This window comes from Variovorax trehalosi (assembly GCF_051216415.1).
Lineage (GTDB): Bacteria > Pseudomonadota > Gammaproteobacteria > Burkholderiales > Burkholderiaceae_C > Variovorax.
This window is the reverse complement of record NZ_JBPJZG010000002.1, coordinates 627709-652272: the sequence shown is the minus strand read 5'-3', so window position 1 is coordinate 652272 and position 24564 is coordinate 627709. Positions and strand designations below refer to the sequence as shown.

Here is a 24564-nt window from a genome sequence, read left to right as displayed (position 1 = left end):
TGGCGAACCAGCGTCAAGCCGTCAAACGTCGATATTCGCCGCCCGCAGCGCGTTCTGCTCGATGAACTCGCGCCGCGGCTCCACCTCGTCGCCCATCAGCATCGTGAACACGCGATCCGCTTCGATCGCGTCGTCGATCTGCACGCGCAAGAGGCGGCGCACGGTCGGGTCCATGGTGGTTTCCCACAGCTGCTCGGGGTTCATCTCGCCCAGGCCCTTGTAGCGCTGGCGCGAGGTGGCGCGTTCGGCTTCGCTGATCAGCCACTTCATGGCCTGGCGGAAATCGTCGACCTTTTCTTCCTTGGCGCGTTCGCCTTCGCCGCGCTTGACCAGCGCGCCTTCGGTGCTCAGCAAGCCGCGGAAGGTGTTGGCGGCTTCGGCCAGTGCCGCGTAGTCGGCGCCGTGCACGAAGTCCTGCGTGATCACGCTGCTCTTAATGTTGCCGTGGTGGCGGCGGCTGATGCGCAGGAGCGGCTTGTCGGTGCGGGCATCGAACTCGTTGCTCACCTCGGCCGGCACGCCGGTCGTGTTGAGCTCGCGCAGCTTGGCCTGCAGCGCCACGGCCGAAGCCTCGGCGGCGGGCGTGGTGTCCAGGTCGAGCGCCACGCCGTCGGCGATGGCGCGCAGGGCCTCGGCATCCATGAAGTTGCGCAGGCGCGCAATCACGGCCTCGGCCACCTGGTGCTTGCGCGCCAGCTCGGCCAGGGTGTCGCCGGTGAGCGTGGTGGAGCTCGCGCCACCGGTCTCGATGCGCGCGTCCTTCAGCGCCACCTTGAGCAGGAAGGCATCGAGCGCGGGGCCGTCCTTCAGGTACTGCTCTTCCTTGCCGACCTTCACCTTGTAGAGCGGCGGCTGCGCGATGTAGATGTGGCCGCGCTCGACCAGCTCGGGCATCTGCCGGTAGAAGAACGTGAGCAGCAGCGTGCGGATGTGGGCGCCGTCCACGTCGGCGTCGGTCATGATGATGATGCGGTGGTAGCGCAGCTTGGCGACGTTGAAGTCGTCCGCGCCGCCGCCCGAGGTCGTGGCGCCCGCGCGGCCGATGCCGGTGCCCAGCGCGGTGATCATCGTCAGGATTTCGTTGCTGGTGAGCAGCTTCTCGTAGCGCGCTTTCTCCACGTTCAGGATCTTGCCGCGCAGCGGCAGGATGGCCTGGAACTTCCGGTCGCGGCCCTGCTTGGCGGAGCCGCCGGCGGAGTCGCCCTCCACCAGGTAGACCTCGCACAGGGCGGGATCTTTCTCCTGGCAGTCGGCCAGCTTGCCGGGCAGGCCCATGCCGTCGAGCACGCCCTTGCGGCGCGTCATCTCGCGGGCCTTGCGGGCCGCTTCGCGGGCACGGGCGGCCTCCACGATCTTGCCGCAGATGATCTTGGCGTCGTTCGGGCGCTCCTGCAGGTAGTCGGTGAGCAGGCGGCCGACGATGTCTTCCACTGGCGCCCGCACTTCGCTGGACACCAGCTTGTCCTTGGTCTGGCTGGAGAACTTGGGCTCGGGCACCTTCACGCTCAGCACGCAGCACAGGCCTTCGCGCATGTCGTCGCCGGTGACTTCGACCTTCGCCTTCTTGGCGAACTCGTTCTCTTCGATGTACTTGTTGATGACGCGGGTCATCGCGGCGCGCAGGCCCGTCAGGTGGGTACCGCCGTCACGTTGGGGGATGTTGTTGGTGAAGCAGAGGACCTGCTCGTTGTAGCCGCTGTTCCACTGCATGGCCACTTCCACGCCGATGTGCGTGCCGGGGATGCCGCCGTAGGTGTCGGCCGGCTTCTCGCCCGCTGCATAGAACGAGTTCGGGTGCAGGACGGTCTTGCCCTTGTTGATGAACTCGACAAAGCCGCGCACGCCGCCGGCGCCCGAGAAGTCGTCTTCCTTGCCGGTGCGCTCGTCCAGGAGGCGGATGCGCACGCCGTTGTTCAGGAAGCTCAGCTCGCGCAGGCGCTTGGAGAGGATCTCGTAGTGGAAATCGTTGTTTTCCTTGAAGATTTCCGTGTCGGGCAGGAAGTGCACTTCGGTGCCGCGCTTGTCGGTGTCGCCGATGATCTTCATGGGTGAGACCTCGAAGCCGTTCACGGTCTCGAGCAGGCGGTTCTGCACGAAGCCGCGGCTGAATTCGAGTTCGTGGATCTTGCCTTCGCGGCGCACGATCAGGCGCAGCTTCACGCTCAGCGCGTTCACGCAGGACACGCCCACGCCGTGCAGGCCGCCCGAGACCTTGTAGCTGTTCTGGTTGAACTTGCCGCCGGCGTGCAGCTCGGTGAGCGCGATTTCGGCGGCCGAGCGCTTGGGCTCGTGCTTGTCGTCCATCTTCACGCCGGTCGGGATGCCGCGGCCGTTGTCGGTCACGGAGATGGAGTTGTCGCTGTGGATGGTCACGACGATGTCGTCGCAATGGCCCGCGAGCGCTTCGTCGATGGAGTTGTCCACGACTTCGAACACCAGGTGGTGCAGGCCCGTGCCGTCGGAGGTGTCGCCGATGTACATGCCAGGGCGCTTGCGCACGGCTTCAAGCCCTTCCAGGATCGTGATCGCGCCTTCGCCGTAGCTGGTGTCGGCCAGGATAACCTCGGGCGCGACGATCTGGACTTCAGGCGTGTAGACCGGCTCGGTGTGCGGGACTTCGGGCTTGTTTTCTTCTGCACTCATTCGATATTCCTCTATCTCTCTCACGGCATTGACGTGATTTTTCGGGCTCTCAAGATCTCGATTCGCCGCCTCTTGAAAGCGCAAACCCGCGGAGGGCCGCGGGTTGTCTGCGCAAGGCGCTTTGTTGTCTGTTTGCTAGATACGCATCGGCATCACGACGTATTTGAAGGATGCGTTCTCGGGGATGGTCAGTAGCGCTGAACTGTTGGAGTCGGCCAGGTCGAGCTTGACCATGTCCTGGTCCATGTTCGACAGCGCGTCGATCAGGTAGGTGACGTTGAAGCCGATTTCGATGGCGTCGCCGCCGTAGTCGATGTCGAGTTCGTCCTGGGCTTCTTCCTGCTCGGCGTTGTTCGATGCGATGCGCAAGGTGCCCGGCTCGATGTTCAGGCGCACGCCCTTGAACTTCTCGCTGGTCAGGATGGCGGTGCGCTGCAGGCTGGCCAGCAGCGGCGCGCGGCCGAGCGTGACGGTGTTCTTGTGGTTCTTCGGAATCACGCGGTTGTAGTCGGGGAACTTGCCCTCGACCAGCTTGGTGACGAACTCCATGCCGCCGAAGCTGAACTTGGCCTGGTTGTTCGCGAACTGCATCTCGATCGCGCCTTCGGCGTCGGACAGCAGGCGCTGCATCTCGAGCACGGTCTTGCGCGGCAGGATCACTTCCTGGCGCGGCACTTCCACGTCGAGCGTGGCCGAGGAGAACGCGAGGCGGTGGCCGTCGGTGGCCACCAGGCTCAGCTGCTTGCCTTCGGCAACGAACAGGATGCCGTTCAGGTAGTAGCGGATGTCATGCACGGCCATCGCGAACGAGACCTGCGAGAGCAGGTCCTTCAGCGTCTTTTGCGGCACGCTGAACACGGGGCCGAAGTTGGCAGCTTCCTGCACCAGCGGAAAGTCTTCGGCGGGCAGCGACTGCAGCGTGAAGCGGCTCTTGCCGCCCTTGAGCACCAGCTTGCTCGCGCTCGACTCGAGGCTCACGGTCTGGTCGGCCGGCATGGTGCGCAGGATGTCGATGAGCTTGCGCGCGCCGATGGTGGTGGTGAAGTTGCCTTCGTCGCCGCCGAGCTCGGCCGTGGTGCGGATCTGGATCTCGAGGTCGCTGGTGGTCAGCTGGAGCTGCCCGCCGGTCTTGCGGATCAGCACGTTCGCCAGGATCGGCAGGGTGTGACGCCGCTCCACGATGCCCGCCACCGACTGCAGCGCAGCAAGAACCTTGTCTTGGGTTGCCTTCAAAACGATCATGTCTTCTTCCTCTTCTCTATCTCTTTGAATCAGCTTGTAAGACGCCATTCTCCGCTGTCGCGAGGGGCATTTCGGATGACATCCGGCTTCAGCCCTTGAGCGTCTGTTCGAGGACGTGCAGCTGCTGGTTGAGCTCGGTGAGCTGCTGGCGCTCGCCCGAGATCTTGCGCACCGCGTGCAGCACCGTCGTGTGATCGCGCCCGCCGAACAGCTCGCCGATTTCCGGCAGGCTCTTCTGGGTGAGCTCCTTGGCCAGGTACATCGCGATCTGCCGCGGCCGCGCAATGCTGGCCGGGCGTTTCTTGCTGTACATGTCGGCGACCTTGATCTTGTAGTAGTCCGCCACCGTCTTCTGGATATTCTCGACCGAGATCTGGCGATTCTGGATCGACAGCAGGTCGCGCAGCGCCTCGCGCGCCAGGGCGATCGAGATCTCCTTCTGGTTGAAGCGCGAGTAAGCCAGGATCTTGCGCAGCGCCCCTTCGAGCTCCCGCACGTTGGAGCGCACGTTCTTGGCGACGAAGAAGGCCACTTCTTCCGGCATTTCGGCCGATTCGGCGCGTGCCTTGTTGATAAGAATGGCCACGCGCATCTCGAGCTCCGGCGGCTCGATCGCCACCGTCAGGCCCGAGTCGAAGCGCGAAACCAGCCGCTCGTGGATGTCGGCCAGGCCCTTGGGATAGGTGTCGCTGGTCATCACGATGTGCGACTTCTTGGCGAGCAGGGCCTCGAACGCATTGAAGAATTCTTCCTGCGTCCGGTCCTTGTTGGCGAAGAACTGCACATCGTCGATCAGCAACAGATCGAGCGAGTGATACCGCTCCTTGAACTCATCGAAAGTCTTGCGCTGATAGGCTTTGACCACATCCGACACGAATTGCTCGGCGTGGATGTAGAGAACTTTGGAATCGGGCCGGTCGGCCAGCAGCCGGTTACCCACAGCGTGCATCAGGTGGGTCTTGCCCAGGCCGACACCGCCGTAGATGAAAAGCGGGTTGTACAGGTGGCCCGGCATGCCAGCCACGTGCATCGCGGCGGCGCGTGCCATGCGGTTGGCCGTGCCCTCGACGAGGGTGTCGAAAGTGAGGCCTGAATTGAGGCGGTTCTTGAAGCCGGCAGCCGCTGGCTCTTCGCCCGGACCGGCGACGTCGCGCGGCACATCGGTCTCGGTCATCACGGCCACGGGCGCAGAGCGCACGGGCGCTTCACGAGGAGCAAGCGCTAACTCGACGGCCACCGGCTGGCCGTACATCTTCTCGGCCATGGCGGCGATCTTGCCGGCGTACTGGGCACGGATCCAGTCGAGCTTGAAGCGGTTGGCGACGAACACCGTCATGCGCGAGAGGTCGTCGGCGACCTGTGCTGTCAGGGGCTTGATCCAGGTGTTGAACTGCTGCTCGGACAACTCCTGCGCGAGCTGGTCGACGCAGGCCTGCCAGAGGCTTTCGCCGATGCCGTCAGTCGACATGGGCGCTTTGAAAAGTGGTGAATCCCTCGGGCATTTCTTGGTATAGGTATTGTGGATATTCTCTGCTGGAAGGCGCCGGGCATTCTAACTTGTCAAAACCTTATCCACACGCTGTGGACGGCCGCGAAACGGCCGCGAAAGGCCCGCAAATCCAGTCGAAGATTGTTCCCGGACGGAATGTTTGCGATAATTGCGGGTTTCCCTGAAAACCTCATTGCGTCTTTCGGGGGCCATCCGAAACACGCTCCCCAGCGCCCGCTCTGCTTTTCGCATGCGGAAATCAGGGAATCAGGAACCATCATGAAACGCACATACCAAGCATCCAAAGTCCGCCGCGCCCGTACCCACGGCTTTCTGGTCCGCATGAAGACCCGCGGCGGCCGTGCCGTCATCAACGCACGCCGCGCCAAGGGCCGCAAGCGCCTGGCCGTCTGACGGCAACCCACCTGCCGTTGCCAGCAGCCGACCCGCCAGCGCCAGCTCCCTCAGCTAGCGCACACGGCGTGTCCGGCTCGGTTTCCATGCAGCGGCTCAAGACCCGCGCGCAATTCCAGGCCGTCCTCGCAGGTGCCACCGTGGCGCGCACTGCTCATTTCGCATTGCACCGCTGTGCGCTCGATCTCGCATCGAGCGCAGCGCCGCTGTTCGCGTCCGACGATGTCTGGCTGGGCGCCATGGTGCCCAAGCGCTGGGCGCGCCGCGCGGTCACGCGCAACGCCATCAAGCGCCAAATCTATACCGTGAGCGCCGCGCCCGACGTCGGCTTGCCTCGTGCTGCGCACGTGGTGCGGCTGCGGGCAGGTTTCGACCGCAAGGAATTCGTGAGCGCCTCCTCGGACAAGCTCAAGGGCGCCGTGCGCGCCGAACTTCAGCAGCTGCTGGCGCGTGCCGCGCGCTCGCCGGCGCCTTCTTCTTCCGCCTCCTCCTCATGAAACGCCTGCTGATCGGCCTCGTGAAGGGCTACCGCCTGCTGCTGAGCCCCTGGCTCGGCCAGTCGTGCCGCTTCACGCCGACCTGTTCGGTGTATTCGATCGAGGCGCTGGAAGTGCACGGTGCGCTCAAGGGCAGCTACCTCACCCTGCACCGCATCGCGCGCTGCCAGCCCTGGTGCCAGGGCGGCCACGATCCGGTTCCACCGAAATCACCGTGTCGCACTGACAAGTCAGGCTCGCTGTTTTCGTCTCTTCTCTCCTCCGACAAGAAGTCTTCGTCATGAACGATATCCGCCGCACGATCCTGTGGGTGATTTTTGGGTTCTCGCTGGTGTTGCTGTGGGACCAATGGCAGGTCTTCAACGGCAACAAGCCGACCTTCCTGCCGTCCAGCAAGCCGGCTGCCGTGGCCACCGCCCCGGCCGGCACCACGCCCGCGGCCAACAACGGTGTACCAACCGCGTCCGGCACCACCGGCAACGCGGGCGCCGTGCCCACGCAGGCTGCGGCGGCCGCGCCCCGCGAGCAGGTCACCGTGACCACCGATCTCTTCAAGGCCACGATCGACAGCGAAGGCGGCACGGTCAATCACCTGGAGCTGCAGAAGTACGACGAGGAAGATCGCACCAAGCGCGTCGTGCTGTTCGAAAACGGCTCGCCAGCCACGCGCTACGTGGCGCAGACCGGCCTCCTGAACCAGGTCGACTCGGGTGACCGCTTCCCCAACCACCTGACGCCAATGACGGCGAAGGCCGGCCCGCGCGAAATGGCCGACGGCCAGAACACGCTGGAAGTGAGCTTCGAAAGCGCCCCCGTCGGCGGCCTGAAGTACACCAAGACCTACGTGTTCCACCGCGGCGACTACACCATCGGCGTGCGCCACGAGATCGCCAACGTGAGCGACCAGCCGCGCGACGCGCAGCTCTACATGCAGCTGCTGCGCCACGGCACGGTGGCCAGCAGCACGATGTTCGGCACCAACACCTTCACCGGTCCGGCCGCGTACACCAACGAGAAGAAGTTCCACAAGCTCGACTTCAAGGACATCGCCAAGGGCAAGATCGAACCGCCGCCGCCCGCCAACGACGGCTGGATCGCGATGGTGCAGCACTACTTCGCGTCGGCCTGGCTGCTCAAGGGCGACCCCGCCAGCGAGCAGCTGCGCCGCGAATTCCGCGTGAAAGACCTGGGCGACAACCTCTTCACCGTGGCCATGGTGGCCACGCTGCCGAAGATCGCCCCGGGCGCCACGCAGGTCGTGAGCAGCGTGCTGTTCGCCGGTCCCCAGGAAGAAAAGAAGCTCGAAGCCCTCGCCCCGGGCCTGGACCTGGTGAAGGACTACGGCATCTTCGCGATCATCTCCAAGCCGCTCTACTGGCTGCTGATCCAGCTGCACGGCTTCCTGGGCAACTGGGGCTGGGCGATCGTGGCGCTGGTGGTGCTGCTGAAGGCGGCCTTCTACTGGCTCAACGCCAAGGCCTACGCCAGCATGGCCAAGATGAAGGCCATCAATCCCAAGATCATGGAAATGCGCGAGCGGCTCAAAGACAAGCCGCAAGAGATGCAGCAGGAAATGATGCGGATCTACAAGACCGAGAAGGTCAATCCGATGGGCGGCTGCTTCCCGATCGTGATCCAGATCCCGGTGTTCATCGCGCTCTACTGGGTGCTGCTGTCGTCGGTCGAAATGCGCCACGCGCCGTGGATCGGCTGGATCACCGACCTCTCGGCGCCGGACCCCTGGTACATCCTGCCGGTCGTGATGACGGCCACCTCGCTGTTCCAGACCTGGCTCAACCCGACGCCGCCCGATCCGATGCAGGCCAAGCTGATGTGGATCATGCCGCTCGCGTTCAGCGTGATGTTCATTTTCTTCCCGGCCGGCCTGGTGCTGTACTGGATCACGAACAACGTGCTGTCGATCGCGCAGCAGTGGTTCATCAACAAGCGGCTGGGCGTGCTGGGCAAGTAAGCCGCACGGGTTCCACTACCGCAAAGGGCCGCATCCGCGGCCCTTTGCCTTTTTGCTGAAAGAATCGCGCTCTTGCCATGACCTTCGCCCGCACCTCCGATCCCATCGTCGCCATCGCCACCGCCTCGGGGCGCGGGGCGGTGGGCATCGTGCGGGTGTCCGGCGCCCGGCTGGCGCCGTTGATCGATGCGGTCTGCGGGCGCGCGCTCAAGCCGCGCGAGGCGACGTACCTGCCGTTCCGGGACGCCGACGGCGAGCCAGTGGATCACGGCCTGGCGATCCACTTTCCTTCGCCGAACTCCTTCACCGGCGAAGACGTGCTCGAGTTGCAGGCGCATGGCGGCACGGTCGTGCTGCAGTTGCTGCTGGCGCGCTGCCTCGAAGCGGCGGCCGAAGCCGACCCGGTCACTGGGCGCCCGCGTCTTCCCGGCCTGCGCGTGGCGGAGCCCGGCGAATTCAGCCAGCGCGCCTTCCTCAACGGCAAGATCGATCTGGCCCAGGCCGAGGCCATCGCCGACCTGATCGACGCCAGCACCGAGGCGGCCGCGCGCAGTGCCGGGCGCTCGCTGTCGGGCGCGTTCTCGCGCGAAATCCACACACTGCGCGATGCGCTGATCCACCTGCGGATGCTGGTGGAGGCGACGCTCGATTTCCCGGAAGAGGAGATCGACTTCCTGCAGAAAGCCGATGCGGCCGGGCAACTCACGAAGCTGCAGTCGCAACTCGCCGCGGTACAGCAGCGTGCCAAGCAAGGCGCCCTGCTGCGCGAAGGCATCAAGGTCGTCATCGCAGGCCAGCCGAACGCGGGCAAAAGCTCGTTGCTCAACGCCCTGGCCGGCGCGGAGCTGGCCATCGTGAGCGCCGTGGCGGGTACCACGCGCGATGTTGTCTCGCAGACGATCCAGATCCACGGCGTGCCGCTGCACGTGGCCGACACGGCCGGCCTGCGCGAAAGCAGCGACGAGGTCGAGCAGATCGGCGTGGCGCGCGCCTGGGGGCAGATCGAGAGCGCCGATGCCGTGCTGTTCCTGCACGACCTGACGCGCGCCGACCAGCCGGACTACGCCGCCGCCGATGCGGAGATCCTGCGCGGGCTCCAGGGCAAACTGCCTGCGAGCGTGCCGGTGCTCGATGTCTGGAACAAGCAGGACGCCGCGCCGACTGCCGCCGCTCCCACCCGGGGCATCGCGCTGTCCGCAAAGACCGGCGTTGGCATCGAGGCCCTGCGCGATCAATTGCTGGCGATGGCCGGCTGGCAGTCCGTGCCCGAAGGCGTCTACCTTGCGCGGGCGCGCCACGTGCAGGCACTCGGCCGGGTCGAGACGCACCTCGCGCTGGCCGCAAGCCACCTCGCGGCACAGGCCCAATTGCTCGACCTGCTGGCCGAAGAGCTGCGCCTGGCGCAGAACGCGCTCAACGAGATCACCGGGGAGTTCGGCTCGGATGACCTGCTGGGTGTCATCTTTTCGCGCTTCTGTATCGGGAAATAGCGACACATGGCGACGCGTCGCCGGGCGAAACGTAAACACTTGTAGCCCAAACTCGTGGCCTTCGCGGATACTTCGACTCACATGCGGGGGCCGAAGAAAAAATGTCCATCCAGAACCTGAGCCGCGCCATCGCGGAAAACACGAGCACCGACGCGTTTGCGTTGACGTTCACCATCCAGCAATGGGACACGGTGGCAGGTTACCTGCAGCCCATCGACACCGGCGTCGGCGACGTGCTGATCGAGCAGAACACGCCCGACCGCTCGGTGTTCTTCGTGGAAAGCGGCGCCATCAGCGTGCACCGCGTCAGCAGCAAGGAACAGATGCGCCTGGCCGTGCTCACGCCGGGCTCTGTGGTGGGCGAAGGCGCTTTCTTCTCGCGCCAGCCGCATGCGGCCAACGTGGTCGTCACCGGCGCGGGACGCGTCTGGCGCCTCACTGCGATCCGCTTTGCGGAAATGTCGAACCGCCAGCCCAACATGGCACTGGAGATCGCGATGGCGCTCGGCGCCGTGATCGCCAAGCGCATGGCGCACCGCTCCAAGCGCGTGGCGGTGACCTGAGGCGTCTTCGGCGCCCAGCCAAGCCCAGGTCCGCAGGCCGCACCCGCAGCAAGTTCTTGTTTTCGATCCCGAGAGTAGTCAGTAAGTAAGCCATGGCCTCGATCTGTCCGGTCTGCAGCACGGAAAACCGTGAGAGCGCGAATTTCTGCAAGAGCTGCGGCACAACGCTGTCCGCCACGGCGAGCCGGATTCCTCCCCCTCCCAGCCCGGACAGCCAGGCCGACCGCGAATGGGCCACCACCGCGCCGGCCCAGCTGCGCGCGCCGACGATCCCGGCTCCGCTGTTCGATCTCCCTGAGCCTGCGCCGTCCTCGCGAAGCTTTTTCGGCAGGGCGCCTGCTGCTGCGCCGGGGGATGAGCGAACCGTGATCCTGGCACCCGGCCAGTCGACCGCGTCGTCGTCCTCCAGCAGCGAACGGTCCGAGCGGAAGCGCTCGCGGGTCAAGGTGCCCCGGCCGCCCGAGCCCCCCGAACCGCCGCTGCGTCGGCGGGGCCTCGTTCTCTGGCTGGGCCTGCTGGCGGTCGCTGTGGTGATGGTCGTCGCTGGCTGGTACGGCTATGGCACGCGCAAGGCCGCCGAGCAGGCCGAGGCTCCGCCTCCGCCCGTCGCTGTGCCCGCCCCCGCGCCTGCTGTTGCCGCACCGCCAGTCGCCGAGCCGCCGCCCGCCGAATCTGCCGTACCACCGGAGACGCCGGCCGTCGAGGCGCCCGCGGCAGAGGCCGCCCCCGCTGCGCCGGTGGCGACGCCCAAGCCTGCAGCCAAGCCGCCGCGCAAGCAGGCGACGGCCACGCCGCAGCCCGCGGCGCCCGAGGCCCCGGCACCCGCCGTCGCAACGGCATCGCCGCCCGCTGCCCCGGCCGCTCCCGCCGACCCGCAGGCCCTGTGCGGCGACCGCAACTTCATCGCCAAGGCCCAGTGCATGGCGACGCAGTGCCTGAAGTCCGAGTTCAAGGCCCATGCGCAGTGCGAAGCGGTGCGGCGCCAGCAGCGCATCGACGAAGAAAAGCGCAACCCCGCCCTGATTAACTGAGCTCGCCCCCAGGCTGCGCGGCACTTCGTGTCCGCTGTGCCTACCCCCACCGGGGGCAATACCTGCGGCCCGGCAAAGCCGGTTCCGCGGTATTTCCCGAAGGGCCCCTTAGCCCTTTTGAAGGCGGTCGATGGCGATGGCCAGGGCGGTGGGTTTGCCTGAGAGCACCAGCGTGTCGCCATCCGTCAGCACGGTCTCGCCGGTGGGCACGCGGGCCTGGCCGTCCTGGCGGCGCAGGGTGGCGACGCGCACGCCCAGCGTGTCCAGCGCCAGTTGCTCCAGGGTGTGGCCGATGGCGCGCGCGCCGGGCGTCAGGGTGAAGCTGTTGAGCCGCTCGTGGTCGATCTCGTCGGCGTTGTCGTCGTCGGCGCCGTGGAAGTAGCCGCGCAGCAGGTTGTAGCGCGCGTCGCGCTGGTCCTGCACCACGCGGATCACGCGCCGCATCGGCACGCCGACCAGCGCCAGCGCATGGCTCGCGAGCATCAGCGATCCTTCGATGGCCTCGGGCACGACCTCGGTCGCGCCGGCGGCCTGCAGCTTCTCGAGGTCGTGGTCGTCCTGCGTGCGCACGATCACCGGCACATGGGCCGCATGGGCGCGGGTGTTGGCCAGCACCTTCATCGCGCCCGGCACATCGAGGTACGTCACGACCACCGCGCTGGCGCGCGCGAGGCCCGCGGCCATCAGCGCCTGCAGCCGCGCTGCGTCGCCGAACACCACCGAGTCGCCGGCGGCGGCGGCCTGGCGCACACGGTCGGGGTCGAGGTCGAGCGCCATGTACGGAATGCCCTCGCGCTCCAGGATGCGCGCCAGGTTCTGGCCGCAGCGGCCATAGCCGCAGATGATCACGTGCTTGGCGGTGTTGATGGTCTTGCGCGCGATGCTCGTCATCTGCAGCGACTGCTGCATCCAGTCGCTGGCCACCAGCTTTCGCACGATGGCGTTGCTGTACATGATGATGAACGGCGTCGCGAGCATCGAGAGCACCATCGAGGCCAGCACCGGGTTCGCGAGCCAGGGCGGCAGCAGGCTGCGTTCCTGCGCGAGCGTCAGCAGCACGAAGCCGAACTCGCCGGCCTGCGCAAGATAAAGACCGGTGCGCAGCGACACGCCCGAGGTCGCGCCCAGCACCCGCGCCAGCACCGTCACCAGCGCCAGCTTGAAGAAGAGCGGCACCAGCAGCAGCACGGCCACCAGCAGCCAGCGGTCGACCACGATGTGCCAGTCGAGCGACATGCCCACCGTGATGAAGAACAGCCCCAGCAGCACATCGTGGAACGGGCGGATGTCGGTCTCGACCTGGTGCTTGTATTCGGTCTCCGAGACCAGCATGCCGGCGATGAATGCGCCCAGCGCGAGGCTCAGGCCGGCCAGCTCCGTGAGCCATGCGAGCCCCAGCGTGATCAGCAACACGTTCAGGATGAAGAGTTCCTCGCTGCGCCGCCGGGCGACAAGCGTGAGCCACCAGCGCATCACGCGCGGGCCGCCGTAGAGCAGCAGGCCGATCAGCACCGTCGCCTTCACCAGCGCGAGGCCGAGCGCCTTGGCCAGCGCCTCGGGCGGCGCGCCGAGCGCGGGGATCAGCACCAGCAGCGGCACCACGGCCAAGTCCTGGAACAGCAGCACGCCCATCACGCGCTTGCCGTGCTCGCTCTCGAGTTCGAGCCGCTCGGCCATCAGCTTGACCACGATGGCGGTGCTGCTCATGGTGAGCGCGCCCGAGAGCGCCAGCGCCGTCTGCCAGCCCAGGCGCCAGGCCGGCGGCAGCTGCGTGGCGATGATGAGCGCGCCGGCCGTGGCGATGGCCATCGTGAGCAGCACCTGCAGGAGGCCGAGCCCGAACACATGCTTGCGCATCGCCCGCAGCTTGGGCAGGCTGAATTCGAGCCCGATCACGAACATCAGGAACACCACGCCGAACTCGCCCAGGTGCCGGATGCCCTCGGAGTTCTGCGCCAATGCCAGCGCATGCGGCCCGATCAGCACGCCCGCCGAGAGATAGCCCAGCATCGGCGGCAGCTTGAGCGACCGGCAGACCACCACGCCGATCACCGCGGCCAGCAGGTACAACAGCGTGAGATCGAAGGAAGACATGGGTGCGGATGCTAGAGCAATGTCCGTGCCCCGGGCTTCCCCGGGACAACCCGTCTTCGGCCTTGGGTGGCCCGTAAAATCCGGCAATGAGTTCCCGCCCCGCCCCGGCCCCCGTGGTCGACCCCGAAGCCATCCTCGCTCGGGCACGCCTGACCTTCGACATCGAAGCCGAAGCCGTCCTCGGTCTGAAGACCCGCGTCGGTCCCAGCTTCGTCGACGCCGTGCGCAAGATCCTCGAGGTGCGTGGCCGCGTGGTCGTGATGGGCATGGGCAAGAGCGGCCACGTCGGCCGCAAGATCGCCGCCACCCTCGCCTCCACAGGCACGCCGGCGATGTTTGTGCACCCAGCCGAGGCCAGCCATGGCGACCTGGGAATGATCAAGGCGGTCGACCTGGTGCTGGCCATCTCCAACAGCGGCGAGGTCCAGGAACTCACGGTGATCCTGCCCGTGGTCAAGCGCCAGGGCGTGCCGCTGATCGCCATCACCGGCCGCGCCGATTCGACGCTCGGGCGCCATGCCGACATCGTGCTCGACGCGGGCGTCTCCAAGGAAGCGTGTCCCCTGAACCTCGCCCCCACCGCGAGCACCACCGCCCAGATGGCGATGGGCGATGCGCTGGCGGTGGCGCTGCTCGATGCGCGCGGTTTCGGCTCCGAAGACTTCGCGCGCTCACACCCCGGTGGCGCGCTGGGGCGCAAGCTGCTCACGCATGTGAGCGATGTCATGCGCTCGGGCACCGAGGTGCCGCGCGTCGCGCCCGGCGCATCGCTGAGCGAACTGATGCGCGAGATGAGTTCCAAGGGGCTCGGTGCCACCGCCGTGGTCGATGCCGAGGGCCGCGCGATCGGCATCTTCACCGACGGCGACCTGCGCCGCAAGGTCGAGACCGGCGCCGACCTGCGCGCCCTCACGGCCGCCGACGTCATGCACCGCGGCCCCCGCACGCTGCGCGCTGACGCGCTGGCCGTCGAGGCGGCCGAGCTGATGGAAAACCACCGCATCACCAGCGTGCTGGTGGTCGACACGGCGGGCCTCCTGATCGGCGCGCTGAGCATCAACGACCTGATGCGCGCGAAAGTCATCTGATGCCGCTCGCGTTCCAGGCCGAAACATTGCTCGCCGCGCAGGATGTCCGCATCGTCTTCTTCGACATCGACGGCGTGCTGACCGACGGCGGCGTCTACTTCACCGAACACGGCGAAACGCTCAAGCGATTCAGCATCCTGGACGGCTACGGCCTGAAGCTGCTGAAGCTGGCGGGCATCGTGCCGGCCGTGATCACGGGGCGCGATTCCAAGCCGCTGCGCGTGCGGCTCGAGGCACTCGGCATCGAACACGTGCGCTACGGCACCGAGGACAAGTTGCCTGCGGCCGAAGCCATGCTCGAGCAACTCGGCTTCACCTGGGCGCAGGCCGCAGCCATCGGCGACGACTGGCCCGACCTGCCCGTGCTCACCCGTGTCGGCTTTGCGGCGGCGCCGGCCAATGCGCACATCGAAGTGCGTGGCATTGCGCGCTACGTCACCCAGGCGCGCGGCGGCGAAGGCGCGGCACGCGAATTCTGCGACCTGCTGCTCACGGCCTGCGGCCAGTACCGGCACCTGCTCGACGCCGCGCGAGGCCCGAACCCATGAACAACCTGAAAAGCGCATGGGGCCGGGTGCGCGACGTGCTCGACCGCGCGACGATCTATCTGCCGATCATCCTGACGGCGGCCGTGGCGCTCGGCACCTACTGGCTGGTGCGTAACGCGCCCAAGCTGCTGGAGCCCACCGTCAAGGCAGCGCCCACGCACGAGCCCGACTACTTCATGCGCGATTTCGTGATCAAGAACTTCCTGCCCAACGGCGACCTGCGCAGCGAACTGCACGGCAAGGAAGGCCGGCACTACCCGGACACCGACACCGTCGAGGTCGATGACGTGAACATGCGTTCCGTCTCGCCGCAGGGCTATACGACCCGTTCCACGGCCAAGCGAGGGATCTCGAATTCGGACGGCAGCGAGATCCAGCTGTTCGGCAACGCGGTCGTCATTCGCGATCCTTCGGTGGGTGCGAACGGCAAGCCGACGCCGCGCCTGGAGTTCCGTGGCGAATTCCTGCATGCCTTCCTCGACACCGAGCGGGTGACGTCGAACCAGCCGGTCACGCTGATCCGCGGCACCGACCAGTTCACCGCCGACAACCTCGACTACGACAACCTGAGCGGCGTGGCCAACCTGACCGGCCGGGTGCGCGGGTTGCTGGTGCCGTCGGCGGCCACCCCGGGCGGCAAGCCGCGCTGAAGAAGAAAAACCCTCCCGCATGAACACACCGTCGGCCCCGCTGGTCTTCATCACCGGCGCATCGAGCGGCATCGGCCAGGCGCTGGCGGCAAGTTTCTACGACGCGGGCTATCGCCTGGCGCTGGTTGCCCGGCGCACTGGAGAGATCGAAGCCTGGGCAACGGGGCGTCAACTGGACGCGAGCCGCTACCAGATCTACAGCGCCGATGTGGCGCAGACCGACAGCATCGTGGCCGCCGGTACCGCCTGCATCGAACGCCAGGGCCTGCCCGACGTGGTGATCGCCAACGCCGGCATCAGCGTCGGCATCGACACGACGGAGCGCGAGGACATCGACGTGATGGCGCGCACCTTCGCCACCAACAACGTGGGCCTGATGGCCACCTTTCATCCGTTCGTCGCGGCGATGCGGCAACGCGGCAGTGGGCGGCTGGTCGGCATCGCGAGCGTTGCGGCCATCCGCGGGCTGCCAGGGCATGGGGCCTATTGCGCCAGCAAGGCCGGGGTGGTCGCCTATTGCGAGAGCCTGCGCGGCGAGCTGTACAAGAGCGGCGTCGAGGTCGTCACGCTCTGCCCAGGGTATATCGACACGCCGCTCACGCAGGGCAACCGCTACGGCATGCCCTTTCTCATGAAGGCCGAGGACTTCGCCGACCAGGCGCTGCGCGCCATCGAGGCCGGCACCAGCTACCGCGTGATCCCCTGGCAGATGGGCGTGATCGCCAAGATCATGCGCATGTTGCCGAACGCCCTGCTCGACCGCGTCGTGCAGGGCCGTGAGCGCAAGAAGCGCAGCGGCGAAAGCTGAGCGTCCTGCCGGCCGGCTCGGCCTGGCGAGCGCCCAATGAAAAAGGCTCCGAAGGAGCCTTTTGTTTTGTGTGCGAGCGCTCAGTAGCCGCTGTTGCCACCGCCGCCGTAGCCGCCGCCACCGCCGGAGCGACCACCGCCGCCACCGCCACGGGGACCTGCGCCGTAGGGGCTGCGGAAACCGCCATCGCCACCACCGCCGCCGCCACCGGAGCGACCACCGCCGCCGTAGCCGCCACCACCGGAACGGCCACCGCCGCCACCGCTGCGATCGCCGCCACCACCGTAGCCGCCACCACCACCGCCGCCGTAGCCTCCGCCACCACCGCCGCCATAACCACCACCGCCGCCGCCGTAGCCGCCACCACCGCTGCGCGGGGGACGTGCTTCCATCGGACGCGCTTCGTTGACGACGACGCTGCGGCCGCCCAGGGGCTGGCCGTTCATGCCGTTGATGGCAGCTTGCGCTTCGGCGTCACTGCCCATCTCGACGAAGCCGAAGCCTTTCGAGCGACCGGTGTCGCGTTCCATCATGACCTTGGCGCTGGTCACTGCGCCGAACTGCCCGAATGCCTGTTCGAGATCACCGTCGCGCACCGAATAAGGCAGGTTGCCGACGTACAGTTTGTTGCCCATCAAGGGACTCCTATAAACACATCAAGAAAAGCGATGGAGTCCCGAAAGCATCACTCAAACGAGAGCCGTCGAGTCGCGCGAAACTGACCGATCACCGAACTACCCCCCGACCAAAATGAAGAGGGAGGCTCGTGCATTATGGGTGAAATATCAAAAAAGCAAGCAGGAATTTGCTACTTGGAGTAGCACTTGTCAAAACCTTGGAAAGCTAGCGCACGCTTACCGAATCGGAATGAGGTGATTGGCGTTACAGCTAGAATTCGCCCCGTCATTGGGGAGTAGCCGCCTTCCGTTTTTCGAGAAGGGCCCGCGTCAACAGACTTGTCCTGCCCCACACAGGACATGGCGCGTGCAGTGAACACACCTGGCGAGACCTTTGACCGTGCAACTTCGGGAATATGGCCGAAGGTGTTGCACGGTCAATTGCGTCCTTCGGCCCAAGGAACCCCACGTTCATCATGGAAGCTTTTCTCGTAGCAACGGGCGTCGTCGCGCTCGCGGAAATGGGCGACAAGACCCAACTCCTGGCCCTTCTCCTGGCGGCCCGTTTCAGGAAACCCTGGCCCATCGTCCTCGGCATCTTCGCCGCCACCATCGTCAACCATGCCCTGGCGGGTGCCGTCGGCAACTACATCACGCGCTGGCTCGGCCCCGAGGTGCTGCGCTGGATTCTTGGCGGCTCCTTCATCGCGATGGCTGTCTGGATGTTGATTCCCGACAAGCTCGACGATGACGACGCCCCCGGCGCCTCGCATTTCGGCGTCTTCGGCACCACGCTCATCGCGTTCTTCCTGGCCGAGATGGGCGACAAGACCCAGATCGCCACCGTCATGCTCGCCGCCCGCTTCACGCAGGACTACTTCTGGGTCGTCACCGGCACCACGCTCGGGATGATGCTGGCCAATGCGCCGGTGGTGTGGCTGGGCGAGAAGATCGTGCGGCGCGTGCCGATCAAGCTCGTGCACGGCATCTCGGCGGCGATCTTCCTGGTGCTGGGCATCGTGATGATCGTCGGCTGGTAATTCGAGGGGGCGATATACTGCCCGTCGCGCCGATTTGCTACAGCTTGCGGGCGCTTTATAAATTCAGCTAAAGACGGCAGTCGGACCCGGCTCGTTTTTGGCGAGGCCGGGTTTTTTCATTCATGTCGTCACCTCCTTTGGTCGTCAGTCCGCAGTCGATGCAGTTCGCAGGCCCGCTGGCCCTGCGCAGCGGCGCATCGATCAGCGACTACACGCTCGCCTACGAAACCTACGGCACGCTCAATGCCGACCGCAGCAACGCAGTGCTGGTCTGCCATGCGCTGAACGCTTCGCACCACGTCGCGGGTGTCTACGAAGGCCAGGCCCGCTCCGAGGGCTGGTGGGACAACATGGTCGGCCCGGGCAAGCCGGTCGATACCGACCGCTTCTTCGTGATCGGCGTCAATAACCTCGGCTCCTGCTTCGGGTCGACCGGCCCGATGCACGTCAATCCCGCCACCGGCCGCGTCTACGGCGCCGACTTCCCGGTGGTCACCGTCGAAGACTGGGTCGATGCGCAGGCCGTGCTGCTCGATGCGCTGGGCATCCAGACGCTCGCCGCGGTGATGGGCGGCAGCCTCGGCGGCATGCAGGCGCTGTCGTGGACGCTGCAGTACCCCGACCGCGTGCGCCACGCCGTGGTGGTGGCCAGCGCGCCCAACCTCACGGCCGAGAACATCGCCTTCAACGAAGTCGCGCGCCGCGCGATCGTGACCGACCCCGACTTCCACGGCGGCCACTTCTACGAACACGGCGTGATTCCCAAGCGAGGCCTTCGCATCGCGCGGATGATCGGCCACATCACCTACCTCAGCGATGACGTCATGAACGAGAAGTTCGGGCGCATCCTGCGCAGCGCCGTCGAAGGCGAGGCGGCGGGGCTGGACTACCGCTACTCCACGCAGGACGTCGAGTTCCAGATCGAGAGCTACCTGCGCTACCAAGGCGACAAGTTCAGCGAGTACTTCGACGCCAACACCTACCTCTTGATCACCCGCGCGCTCGACTACTTCGACCCCGCGCGCAGCCACGGCGGCCAGCTCAGCACCGCGCTCGCGAAGGCGACCGCCAAGTTCCTGCTCGTGAGCTTCAAGACCGACTGGCGTTTCTCCCCCGCGCGCAGTCGCGAACTCGTGAAAGCGCTGCTCGACAACCGCCGCAACGTGAGCTACGCCGAGATCGACGCGCCGCACGGCCACGACGCCTTCCTGCTCGACGACGTGCGCTACATGGGCGTGGTGCGCTCGTATTTCGAACGCGTCGCCAAGGAGTTCCAATGAGCGACCTCGACAACCAACGACTCATCGCGGCCCTCGTGCCCGAGGGCGCGCGCGTGCTCGACCTCGGCTGCGGCGACGGCGCCCTGCTCGACCTGCTCCAGCGTGAACGCGGCTGCACCGGCTATGGCGTGGAGATCGCCGACGGCAACGTGCTGCAGTGCATCCGCCGCGGTGTGGACGTGATCCAGCTGAACCTCGATGAAGGCCTCGCGATGTTCGACGACGCCTCCTTCGACGTGGTGCTGCAGATCGACACCTTGCAGCACCTGCGCAATGCCGAGGTGATGCTGCGCGAGACCGCGCGCGTCGGCCGCATCGGCATCGTCGCGTTCCCCAATTTCGCGCACTGGCCCAACCGCCTGAGCGTGGCGCGCGGCCGCATGCCGGTGACGCGCCGCCTGCCCTACCAGTGGTACGACACACCCAACATTCGCGTCGGCACCTTCAAGGACTTCGAGGTGCTGGCCGGCAAGAACAACTTGCGCGTGCTCGATGCGTTCGGGCTGCAGGACGGGCGCGACGTGCGCTGGCTGCCCAACGCGCGCGCGAGCACGGCGGTCTTCAAGTTCGAGCGGGGCGGTTGAGGGAGGGCTGCGTCGCATGAGCTTCACGCTGGCGCAGCCGGTTCACAGCGAACTGGTCATCAAGAAGAGCCGCTTCATCGGCTGCGTGCAACCGGTGGCCGATCGCGCGGCCGCGCTGGCCATCGTTGCATCGCTGCGCGCGCAGCACCCCGCGGCCGCGCACGTGTGCTGGGCCCTGATGGCGGGCGGTCAGTCGGCCGCCAACGACGACGGCGAACCCGGCGGCACGGCGGGCCGTCCCATGTTGGAAGTGCTGCGCCATCAACAGATCGAAGGCTCGCTCGCGACCGTGGTGCGCTACTTCGGCGGCGTGAAGCTCGGCGCCGGCGGCCTGGTGCGCGCCTACACCGATGCCATCGCGCAAGCCCTGATCGGTGCCACGCTCGTGCCGCTGGTGCGGCAGCGCAGTCTGCGCTGCGCCGTGCCCTATGCGCTCGAAGGCTTGGTACGGCGCGAGATGGCAGCCGTCGGTGCGGTGCTCGACGACGTGCAGCATGGCAACGACGTGCTCTTCGCCTTCAAGCTCCCCGACCCCGAGGCGAATGCCTTCATCGCCCGCCTCGACGATGCTGCGCAAGGGCGCGTCGTCTGGCCGCCGGCGTAAGTCGCCGCGGCGGCGCGGCAGGCGGCGGCGTCATCGCCAGAATGCCGCGTCCGGTCAGCGGCACGGCCTCATCGTCGGGCCCGCGGCGCGCCATCTCGGCGGTCACGATGCCGGTCGGCACGGCCAGCACGCCCCAGCCCAGCAGCATCATCACCGAGGCGATCGCGCGGCCCAGGTCGGTCTTGGGCACGAGGTCGCCGAAGCCCACCGTGGCCATCGTCGAGATGGCCCAGTAGATCGCCACCGGAATGCTCGTGAAGCCGTGCACCGGCCCCTCGACCACGTACATCAGCGTGCCCATCACCAGCACCACCAGCATCACGAAGCCGACGAACACGGTGATCTTCCGGCGGCTCGCCGCGACGGCCGAGACCAGCGCGCGGTACTCTGCCGAATAACGCGAGAGCTTGAAGATCCGGAACACGCGCAGGAGCCGCAGGATGCGCACGTCGATCAGGTAGGCGAACTCCGGCGCGAGCGCCACGAGAAAGGTCGGCAGCAGCGCGAGCAGGTCGATCACGCCATAGAAGCTGGTGGCATAGCGCAGGGGCCGCTTCACGCAGGCCAGCCGCCCGATGTACTCGAGCGTGAAGAGCCCAGTGAAGACCCATTCGAGCACGCCGAACACATGGCCCGCGCGCAGGTGGATCGCCTGCACGCTATCGAGGATCACCACCGCCACGCTGGTCACGATCACGGCGATGAGAATCAGGTCGAACAGGCGGCCCAGCCGCGATTCGGACTCGAAGATCACCGAGAACAACGCGCGCCGCCAGCCTTCTTCGGGTTTGCCGAAGCGGGCGTCGCCGGTGAGCGAGTCAGTGACCATGTGGGCGGGGGATGCGGCGGTGATTTGCAAGGGGGTCGTCATCTTCCGTCGTTTAAGGTCTACTGGGGTCCCATTGTCGAGGCGTGTGGTTTTATCCGGTTACGCCTCTTGCGCAATGAAGTGCGGTAAGCCGTAAGTGCGTTCTTACGATAGTCCCTTTCTTGAGGAGCTCCCCTTTGGCTACACAGTCCCCCTTCTTCGGCAAGCGCGATCGTGACACCGACTCGTTGACATCCCGTCCTGCACCGCTGGTCGGTTCCGGCACCAATCTGTCGGGCACGCCCGTCAATCCCTCGTCGTTGACCGCGCAGCAAGGTGGCCTCGCCGCCGCGGCAGCAGCACCCGTCGCGAAGGAAGGCGGCAGCAAACTGACCGTCGGCCCGAACATCAAGCTCAAGGGCGTCGAGATCACCGACTGCGACACGCTCGTGGTCGAAGGCCTGGTCGAAGCGACCATGGACTCGCGCCTGATGCAGATCGCCGAACAGGGCGAGTTCAAGGGCTCGGCCGAGATCGACATCGCCGAAATCCGCGGCATCTTCGACGGCAACCTCACGGTGCGCGAGAAGCTCGTGATCCACTCGACCGGCAAGGTCACCGGCAAGATCCGCTACGGCAAGATCGTGATCGAGGAAGGAGGCCAGCTGTCCGGCGAGATCAGCTTCGGCGCCAAGCCGTCGCTCCAGGCCGCAGCCTAAGCCTCCACGGGGGGCTTCCACCCCAGGCGCTCCAACAATGCACCGGCCGCGGCCGGTGCTCTTTCCTTGGCGCCATTGATGAAGTAGACGAACACGTCGCGCTTCTTCGGCGATCCGGTCCAACCCTGCGCACGCTCGGCCCAGGTGTCGAGCGCCTTCGGTCCATAACCTGTCTTGAGCTTCGCGTCGGCCATCATGAGCCGCGCATAGGCGACGTCGCCTTCAGGCTCCTCGAACGACGGAAACTTGTCCGCGTCGGTGAACACGGTCGAGACCTTGTGCTTCTTCGCGAGCGCCTTGTACGCGGGCGTGATGAAGCTCTCGTGCCGCACGTCCATCACGTGGCGCAGCACGCGGCTGCCTTCCTTCTTCGGCAGCAGTTCCAGAAACGCCTCGAAGTCTTCCGCATCGAACTGCTTGGTTGGCATGAACTGCCACACGATCGGCCCGAGCTTGTCGCCCAGCTCGCTCACGCCGCTGTCGATGAAGCGCTGGATCGACTCGCCCGCAGTCGCCAGCACCTTGCGGTTGGTAGTGAAGCGCGAGGCCTTCATCGAGAACATGAAGTCTTCCGGCGTGTCCGCATGCCACTTGCGGAAGGTCTCGGGCTTGAAGGTGCTGTAGTAGGTGCCGTTGATCTCGATGGCGCTCACATGACGACTCGCGTAATTCAACTCCTTGGCCTGTGCGAGCCCCTTGGGGTAGAAGTTGTCGCGCCAGGGCTCGTAGGTCCAGCCGCCGATGCCCACCTTGATCCGAGTCGTCGTTGCCATGCTCACATTGCGCTCCGGGTTGAGATCGCCCGCACTCTACGCGCGGTCGCCGTGAGGCGCAAAATGCGTTTTTTCGTCCCCGCGGAGAACCCACCGATGAATGCCCCCCTGCACCGCGAAATGCCTGCCGGCACGCTCGACGCGACGCGCGCCCTCTCCGATGTCACCGCCCAGTGGGACGGCGACATCGTCAAGCAACTCACCGACTACATCGCCATCCCGGCCAAGTCGCCCGGCTTCGACAAGGACTGGTCGGCCCATGGCTACCTGGAGACCGTGCTGCGCAATGCGGCCGCCTGGGTCGAGGCCCAGAAGGTCGAGGGCCTGAAGCTGGAGATCGTTCGCCTCGAAGGCCGCACCCCGGTGCTGTTCTTCGAGGTGCCGGCCACCGGCACCGACATGGGCGAGACCGTGCTGATGTACGGCCACCTGGACAAGCAACCCGAATTCACCGGCTGGCGCAACGACCTCGGCCCCTGGACGCCCAAGTACGAGAACGGCCTGCTGTACGGCCGCGGCGGCGCTGACGACGGCTACGCGGTCTACGCGAGCGTCGCCGCGCTGCAGGCGCTCAAGGCCCAGGGCGTGGCGCATCCGCGCATCGTCGGCCTGATCGAGACCTGCGAGGAAAGTGGCTCCTACGACCTGCTGCCCTACGTCGACGCGCTGCGCCCGCGCCTGGGTAACGTCGAGCTGGTGATCTGTTTGGATTCCGGCGCCGGCAACTACGACCAGCTGTGGCTCACCACCTCGCTGCGCGGCATGGCCAGCGGCACGCTCAAGGTCGAGGTGCTGACCGAAGGTATCCACTCGGGCGACGCGTCCGGCCTCGTGCCCTCAAGCTTCCGCATCATGCGGCAGGTGCTCGACCGCCTCGAAGACAGCGCCACCGGGCGCCTCCTGCCCGCGAGCTTCCATTGCGAAGTGCCGGCCGACCGCCTCGCGCAGGCCAAGGCCACCGCGGCGATCCTCGGCGAAGAGGTCTACAAGCGCTTCCCGTGGGCGCACTACGACTGCGGCGGCTCGACCATGTTCGCGCTGCCGACCACCACCGATCCGGTGGAAGCGCTGCTCAACCGCACCTGGAAGCCCACGCTGTCGGTCACCGGCGCCGAAGGCTTTCCGGCGCTGAAGGATGCGGGCAACGTGCTGCGCCCCTACACCGCCTTCAAGCTCTCGCTGCGCCTGCCGCCGCTGGTCGATGCGGCCGAATCGGTGCAAAACCTCAAGAAGCTGCTGGAAGACAACGCGCCCTACCAGGCCCGTGTCACCTTCGAGAGCAACGGCGGCGCCACCGGCTGGAACGCGCCGACGATCACGCCGTGGTTCGAGGACGCGCTCAACAAGGCCTCGCAGGCGCACTTCGGCGCGTCCTGCGGCTACATCGGCCAGGGCGGCACGATCCCGCTCATGAACATGCTGAGCGCCGGCTTCCCGAAGGCGCAGATGATGGTTTGCGGCGTGCTTGGCCCCAAGAGCAATGCGCACGGACCCAACGAGTTCCTGCATGTGCCCTACGCCAAGAAGCTGACGGCCGCCGTGGCCGAGGTGATTGCGGCCCTGCCGGTAGCGCACCGCGCCGCCGCCGCGGAGCCGGTGACCGCTTGAGC

At 66.4% G+C, this 24564-nt stretch carries 24 protein-coding genes, 1 pseudogene and 1 riboswitch; of the genes and pseudogenes, 18 read left to right on the top strand and 7 right to left on the bottom strand.

Annotation, left to right across the window (positions count from 1 at the left end; translation table 11 throughout):
- Window positions 1–21: 21 nt before the first annotated feature.
- The 3 genes from gyrB to dnaA form a co-directional block, all read right to left on the bottom strand.
- Window positions 22–2643, bottom strand: coding sequence for a DNA topoisomerase (ATP-hydrolyzing) subunit B (gene gyrB / locus ACSFA7_RS11065; protein WP_435499384.1), 2622 nt, complete (start codon window positions 2641–2643; stop codon window positions 22–24).
- A 135-nt stretch (window positions 2644–2778) separates the two neighbouring features.
- Window positions 2779–3885, bottom strand: coding sequence for a DNA polymerase III subunit beta (gene dnaN / locus ACSFA7_RS11060; RefSeq protein ID WP_206176367.1), 1107 nt, complete (start codon window positions 3883–3885; stop codon window positions 2779–2781).
- 88 nt (window positions 3886–3973) lie between these two features.
- Window positions 3974–5353, bottom strand: coding sequence for a chromosomal replication initiator protein DnaA (dnaA, locus tag ACSFA7_RS11055; protein WP_042577248.1), 1380 nt, complete (start codon window positions 5351–5353; stop codon window positions 3974–3976).
- Window positions 5354–5653: 300 nt separating this feature from the next.
- Here dnaA and rpmH point away from each other — a divergent pair, with 300 nt between their 5' ends.
- The 8 genes and pseudogenes from rpmH (at window position 5654) to ACSFA7_RS11015 (ending at window position 11341) form a co-directional block, all read left to right on the top strand.
- Window positions 5654–5788 carry a 50S ribosomal protein L34 gene (gene rpmH / locus ACSFA7_RS11050; RefSeq protein ID WP_007834827.1) on the top strand — a complete coding sequence of 45 codons (135 nt, stop codon included), beginning with the start codon at window positions 5654–5656 and terminating at the stop codon, window positions 5786–5788.
- A gap of 86 nt (window positions 5789–5874) precedes the next feature.
- Window positions 5875–6285 (top strand): ribonuclease P protein component, encoded by a 411-nt coding sequence (locus ACSFA7_RS11045; RefSeq protein WP_435499383.1) that lies wholly within the window; start codon window positions 5875–5877, stop codon window positions 6283–6285.
- Entirely contained in the window at window positions 6282–6569 is a 288-nt protein-coding gene (gene yidD / locus ACSFA7_RS11040) for a membrane protein insertion efficiency factor YidD (RefSeq protein WP_013544365.1), read from the top strand. Before ACSFA7_RS11045 ends, yidD begins: the two co-directional genes overlap by 4 nt.
- On the top strand, window positions 6566–8257 hold the full coding sequence (yidC, locus tag ACSFA7_RS11035; protein WP_435499382.1) for a membrane protein insertase YidC: 1692 nt from the start codon (window positions 6566–6568) through the stop codon (window positions 8255–8257). Before yidD ends, yidC begins: the two co-directional genes overlap by 4 nt.
- Before the next feature lie 77 nt (window positions 8258–8334).
- Window positions 8335–9747 carry a tRNA uridine-5-carboxymethylaminomethyl(34) synthesis GTPase MnmE gene (mnmE, locus tag ACSFA7_RS11030; RefSeq protein WP_435499381.1) on the top strand — a complete coding sequence of 471 codons (1413 nt, stop codon included), beginning with the start codon at window positions 8335–8337 and terminating at the stop codon, window positions 9745–9747.
- A 101-nt stretch (window positions 9748–9848) separates the two neighbouring features.
- Entirely contained in the window at window positions 9849–10310 is a 462-nt protein-coding gene (locus ACSFA7_RS11025) for a Crp/Fnr family transcriptional regulator (protein WP_206176361.1), read from the top strand.
- A gap of 92 nt (window positions 10311–10402) precedes the next feature.
- A pseudogene (locus tag ACSFA7_RS11020) lies at window positions 10403–10474 on the top strand (zinc-ribbon domain-containing protein); the annotation flags it as partial.
- Window positions 10475–10675: 201 nt separating this feature from the next.
- On the top strand, window positions 10676–11341 hold the full coding sequence (locus tag ACSFA7_RS11015; RefSeq protein WP_435499570.1) for a zinc ribbon domain-containing protein: 666 nt from the start codon (window positions 10676–10678) through the stop codon (window positions 11339–11341).
- A gap of 108 nt (window positions 11342–11449) precedes the next feature.
- Here the strand turns inward: ACSFA7_RS11015 and ACSFA7_RS11010 are convergent, their stop codons facing one another.
- Complete coding sequence (locus ACSFA7_RS11010; protein WP_435499380.1) at window positions 11450–13435, bottom strand: monovalent cation:proton antiporter family protein; 1986 nt, start codon at window positions 13433–13435, stop codon at window positions 11450–11452.
- Between the two features lie 86 nt (window positions 13436–13521).
- On the opposite strand from ACSFA7_RS11010, the gene ACSFA7_RS11005 reads away from it, so the two are divergent.
- From ACSFA7_RS11005 to ACSFA7_RS10990, 4 genes are read left to right on the top strand one after another with little or no spacing between them, the layout of a single operon-like run.
- The gene (locus ACSFA7_RS11005; RefSeq protein WP_435499379.1) at window positions 13522–14523 is read left to right on the top strand and encodes a KpsF/GutQ family sugar-phosphate isomerase; all 1002 of its coding nucleotides are present in this window, start codon (window positions 13522–13524) and stop codon (window positions 14521–14523) included.
- Complete coding sequence (locus tag ACSFA7_RS11000; RefSeq protein ID WP_206176357.1) at window positions 14523–15071, top strand: KdsC family phosphatase; 549 nt, start codon at window positions 14523–14525, stop codon at window positions 15069–15071. Before ACSFA7_RS11005 ends, ACSFA7_RS11000 begins: the two co-directional genes overlap by 1 nt.
- Complete coding sequence (gene lptC / locus ACSFA7_RS10995; RefSeq protein ID WP_435499378.1) at window positions 15068–15721, top strand: LPS export ABC transporter periplasmic protein LptC; 654 nt, start codon at window positions 15068–15070, stop codon at window positions 15719–15721. The genes ACSFA7_RS11000 and lptC overlap by 4 nt, the downstream gene beginning before the upstream one ends.
- Window positions 15722–15740: 19 nt before the next feature.
- On the top strand, window positions 15741–16529 hold the full coding sequence (locus tag ACSFA7_RS10990) for an SDR family oxidoreductase (protein WP_435499377.1): 789 nt from the start codon (window positions 15741–15743) through the stop codon (window positions 16527–16529).
- Window positions 16530–16609: 80 nt separating this feature from the next.
- On the opposite strand, the gene ACSFA7_RS10985 is transcribed toward ACSFA7_RS10990, so the two are convergent.
- The gene (locus ACSFA7_RS10985; RefSeq protein ID WP_435499376.1) at window positions 16610–17164 is read right to left on the bottom strand and encodes an RNA recognition motif domain-containing protein; all 555 of its coding nucleotides are present in this window, start codon (window positions 17162–17164) and stop codon (window positions 16610–16612) included.
- Window positions 17165–17425: 261 nt separating this feature from the next.
- Window positions 17426–17613: riboswitch (yybP-ykoY riboswitch) on the top strand.
- A gap of 9 nt (window positions 17614–17622) precedes the next feature.
- Between ACSFA7_RS10985 and ACSFA7_RS10980 the strand changes: the two genes are divergently transcribed.
- The 4 genes from ACSFA7_RS10980 to ACSFA7_RS10965 all read left to right on the top strand — a co-directional run bounded on the left by ACSFA7_RS10980 (window position 17623) and on the right by ACSFA7_RS10965 (window position 20654).
- Entirely contained in the window at window positions 17623–18186 is a 564-nt protein-coding gene (locus ACSFA7_RS10980) for a TMEM165/GDT1 family protein (RefSeq protein WP_013544354.1), read from the top strand.
- A 122-nt stretch (window positions 18187–18308) separates the two neighbouring features.
- Window positions 18309–19466, top strand: a complete 1158-nt coding sequence (gene metX, locus ACSFA7_RS10975; protein ID WP_435499375.1) for a homoserine O-succinyltransferase MetX — start codon at window positions 18309–18311, stop codon at window positions 19464–19466.
- Window positions 19463–20050, top strand: coding sequence for a methionine biosynthesis protein MetW (gene metW / locus ACSFA7_RS10970; protein ID WP_435499374.1), 588 nt, complete (start codon window positions 19463–19465; stop codon window positions 20048–20050). The genes metX and metW overlap by 4 nt, the downstream gene beginning before the upstream one ends.
- A 16-nt stretch (window positions 20051–20066) precedes the next feature.
- Window positions 20067–20654, top strand: a complete 588-nt coding sequence (locus ACSFA7_RS10965) for an IMPACT family protein (RefSeq protein WP_435499373.1) — start codon at window positions 20067–20069, stop codon at window positions 20652–20654.
- Here the strand turns inward: ACSFA7_RS10965 and ACSFA7_RS10960 are convergent.
- Window positions 20599–21525, bottom strand: a complete 927-nt coding sequence (locus tag ACSFA7_RS10960) for an ion transporter (protein ID WP_435499372.1) — start codon at window positions 21523–21525, stop codon at window positions 20599–20601. The two genes, ACSFA7_RS10965 and ACSFA7_RS10960, sit on opposite strands and share 56 nt — an antisense overlap.
- A 134-nt stretch (window positions 21526–21659) precedes the next feature.
- Here ACSFA7_RS10960 and ACSFA7_RS10955 point away from each other — a divergent pair, with 134 nt between their 5' ends.
- On the top strand, window positions 21660–22181 hold the full coding sequence (locus ACSFA7_RS10955) for a bactofilin family protein (protein ID WP_435499371.1): 522 nt from the start codon (window positions 21660–21662) through the stop codon (window positions 22179–22181).
- Here the strand turns inward: ACSFA7_RS10955 and ACSFA7_RS10950 are convergent.
- Window positions 22178–22960 carry a DUF72 domain-containing protein gene (locus tag ACSFA7_RS10950; RefSeq protein WP_435499370.1) on the bottom strand — a complete coding sequence of 261 codons (783 nt, stop codon included), beginning with the start codon at window positions 22958–22960 and terminating at the stop codon, window positions 22178–22180. The two genes, ACSFA7_RS10955 and ACSFA7_RS10950, sit on opposite strands and share 4 nt — an antisense overlap.
- 90 nt (window positions 22961–23050) lie before the next feature.
- Between ACSFA7_RS10950 and ACSFA7_RS10945 the strand changes: the two genes are divergently transcribed.
- On the top strand, window positions 23051–24562 hold the full coding sequence (locus tag ACSFA7_RS10945) for a M20 family metallopeptidase (RefSeq protein ID WP_435499369.1): 1512 nt from the start codon (window positions 23051–23053) through the stop codon (window positions 24560–24562).
- The last annotated feature ends 2 nt before the right edge of the window (window positions 24563–24564 follow it).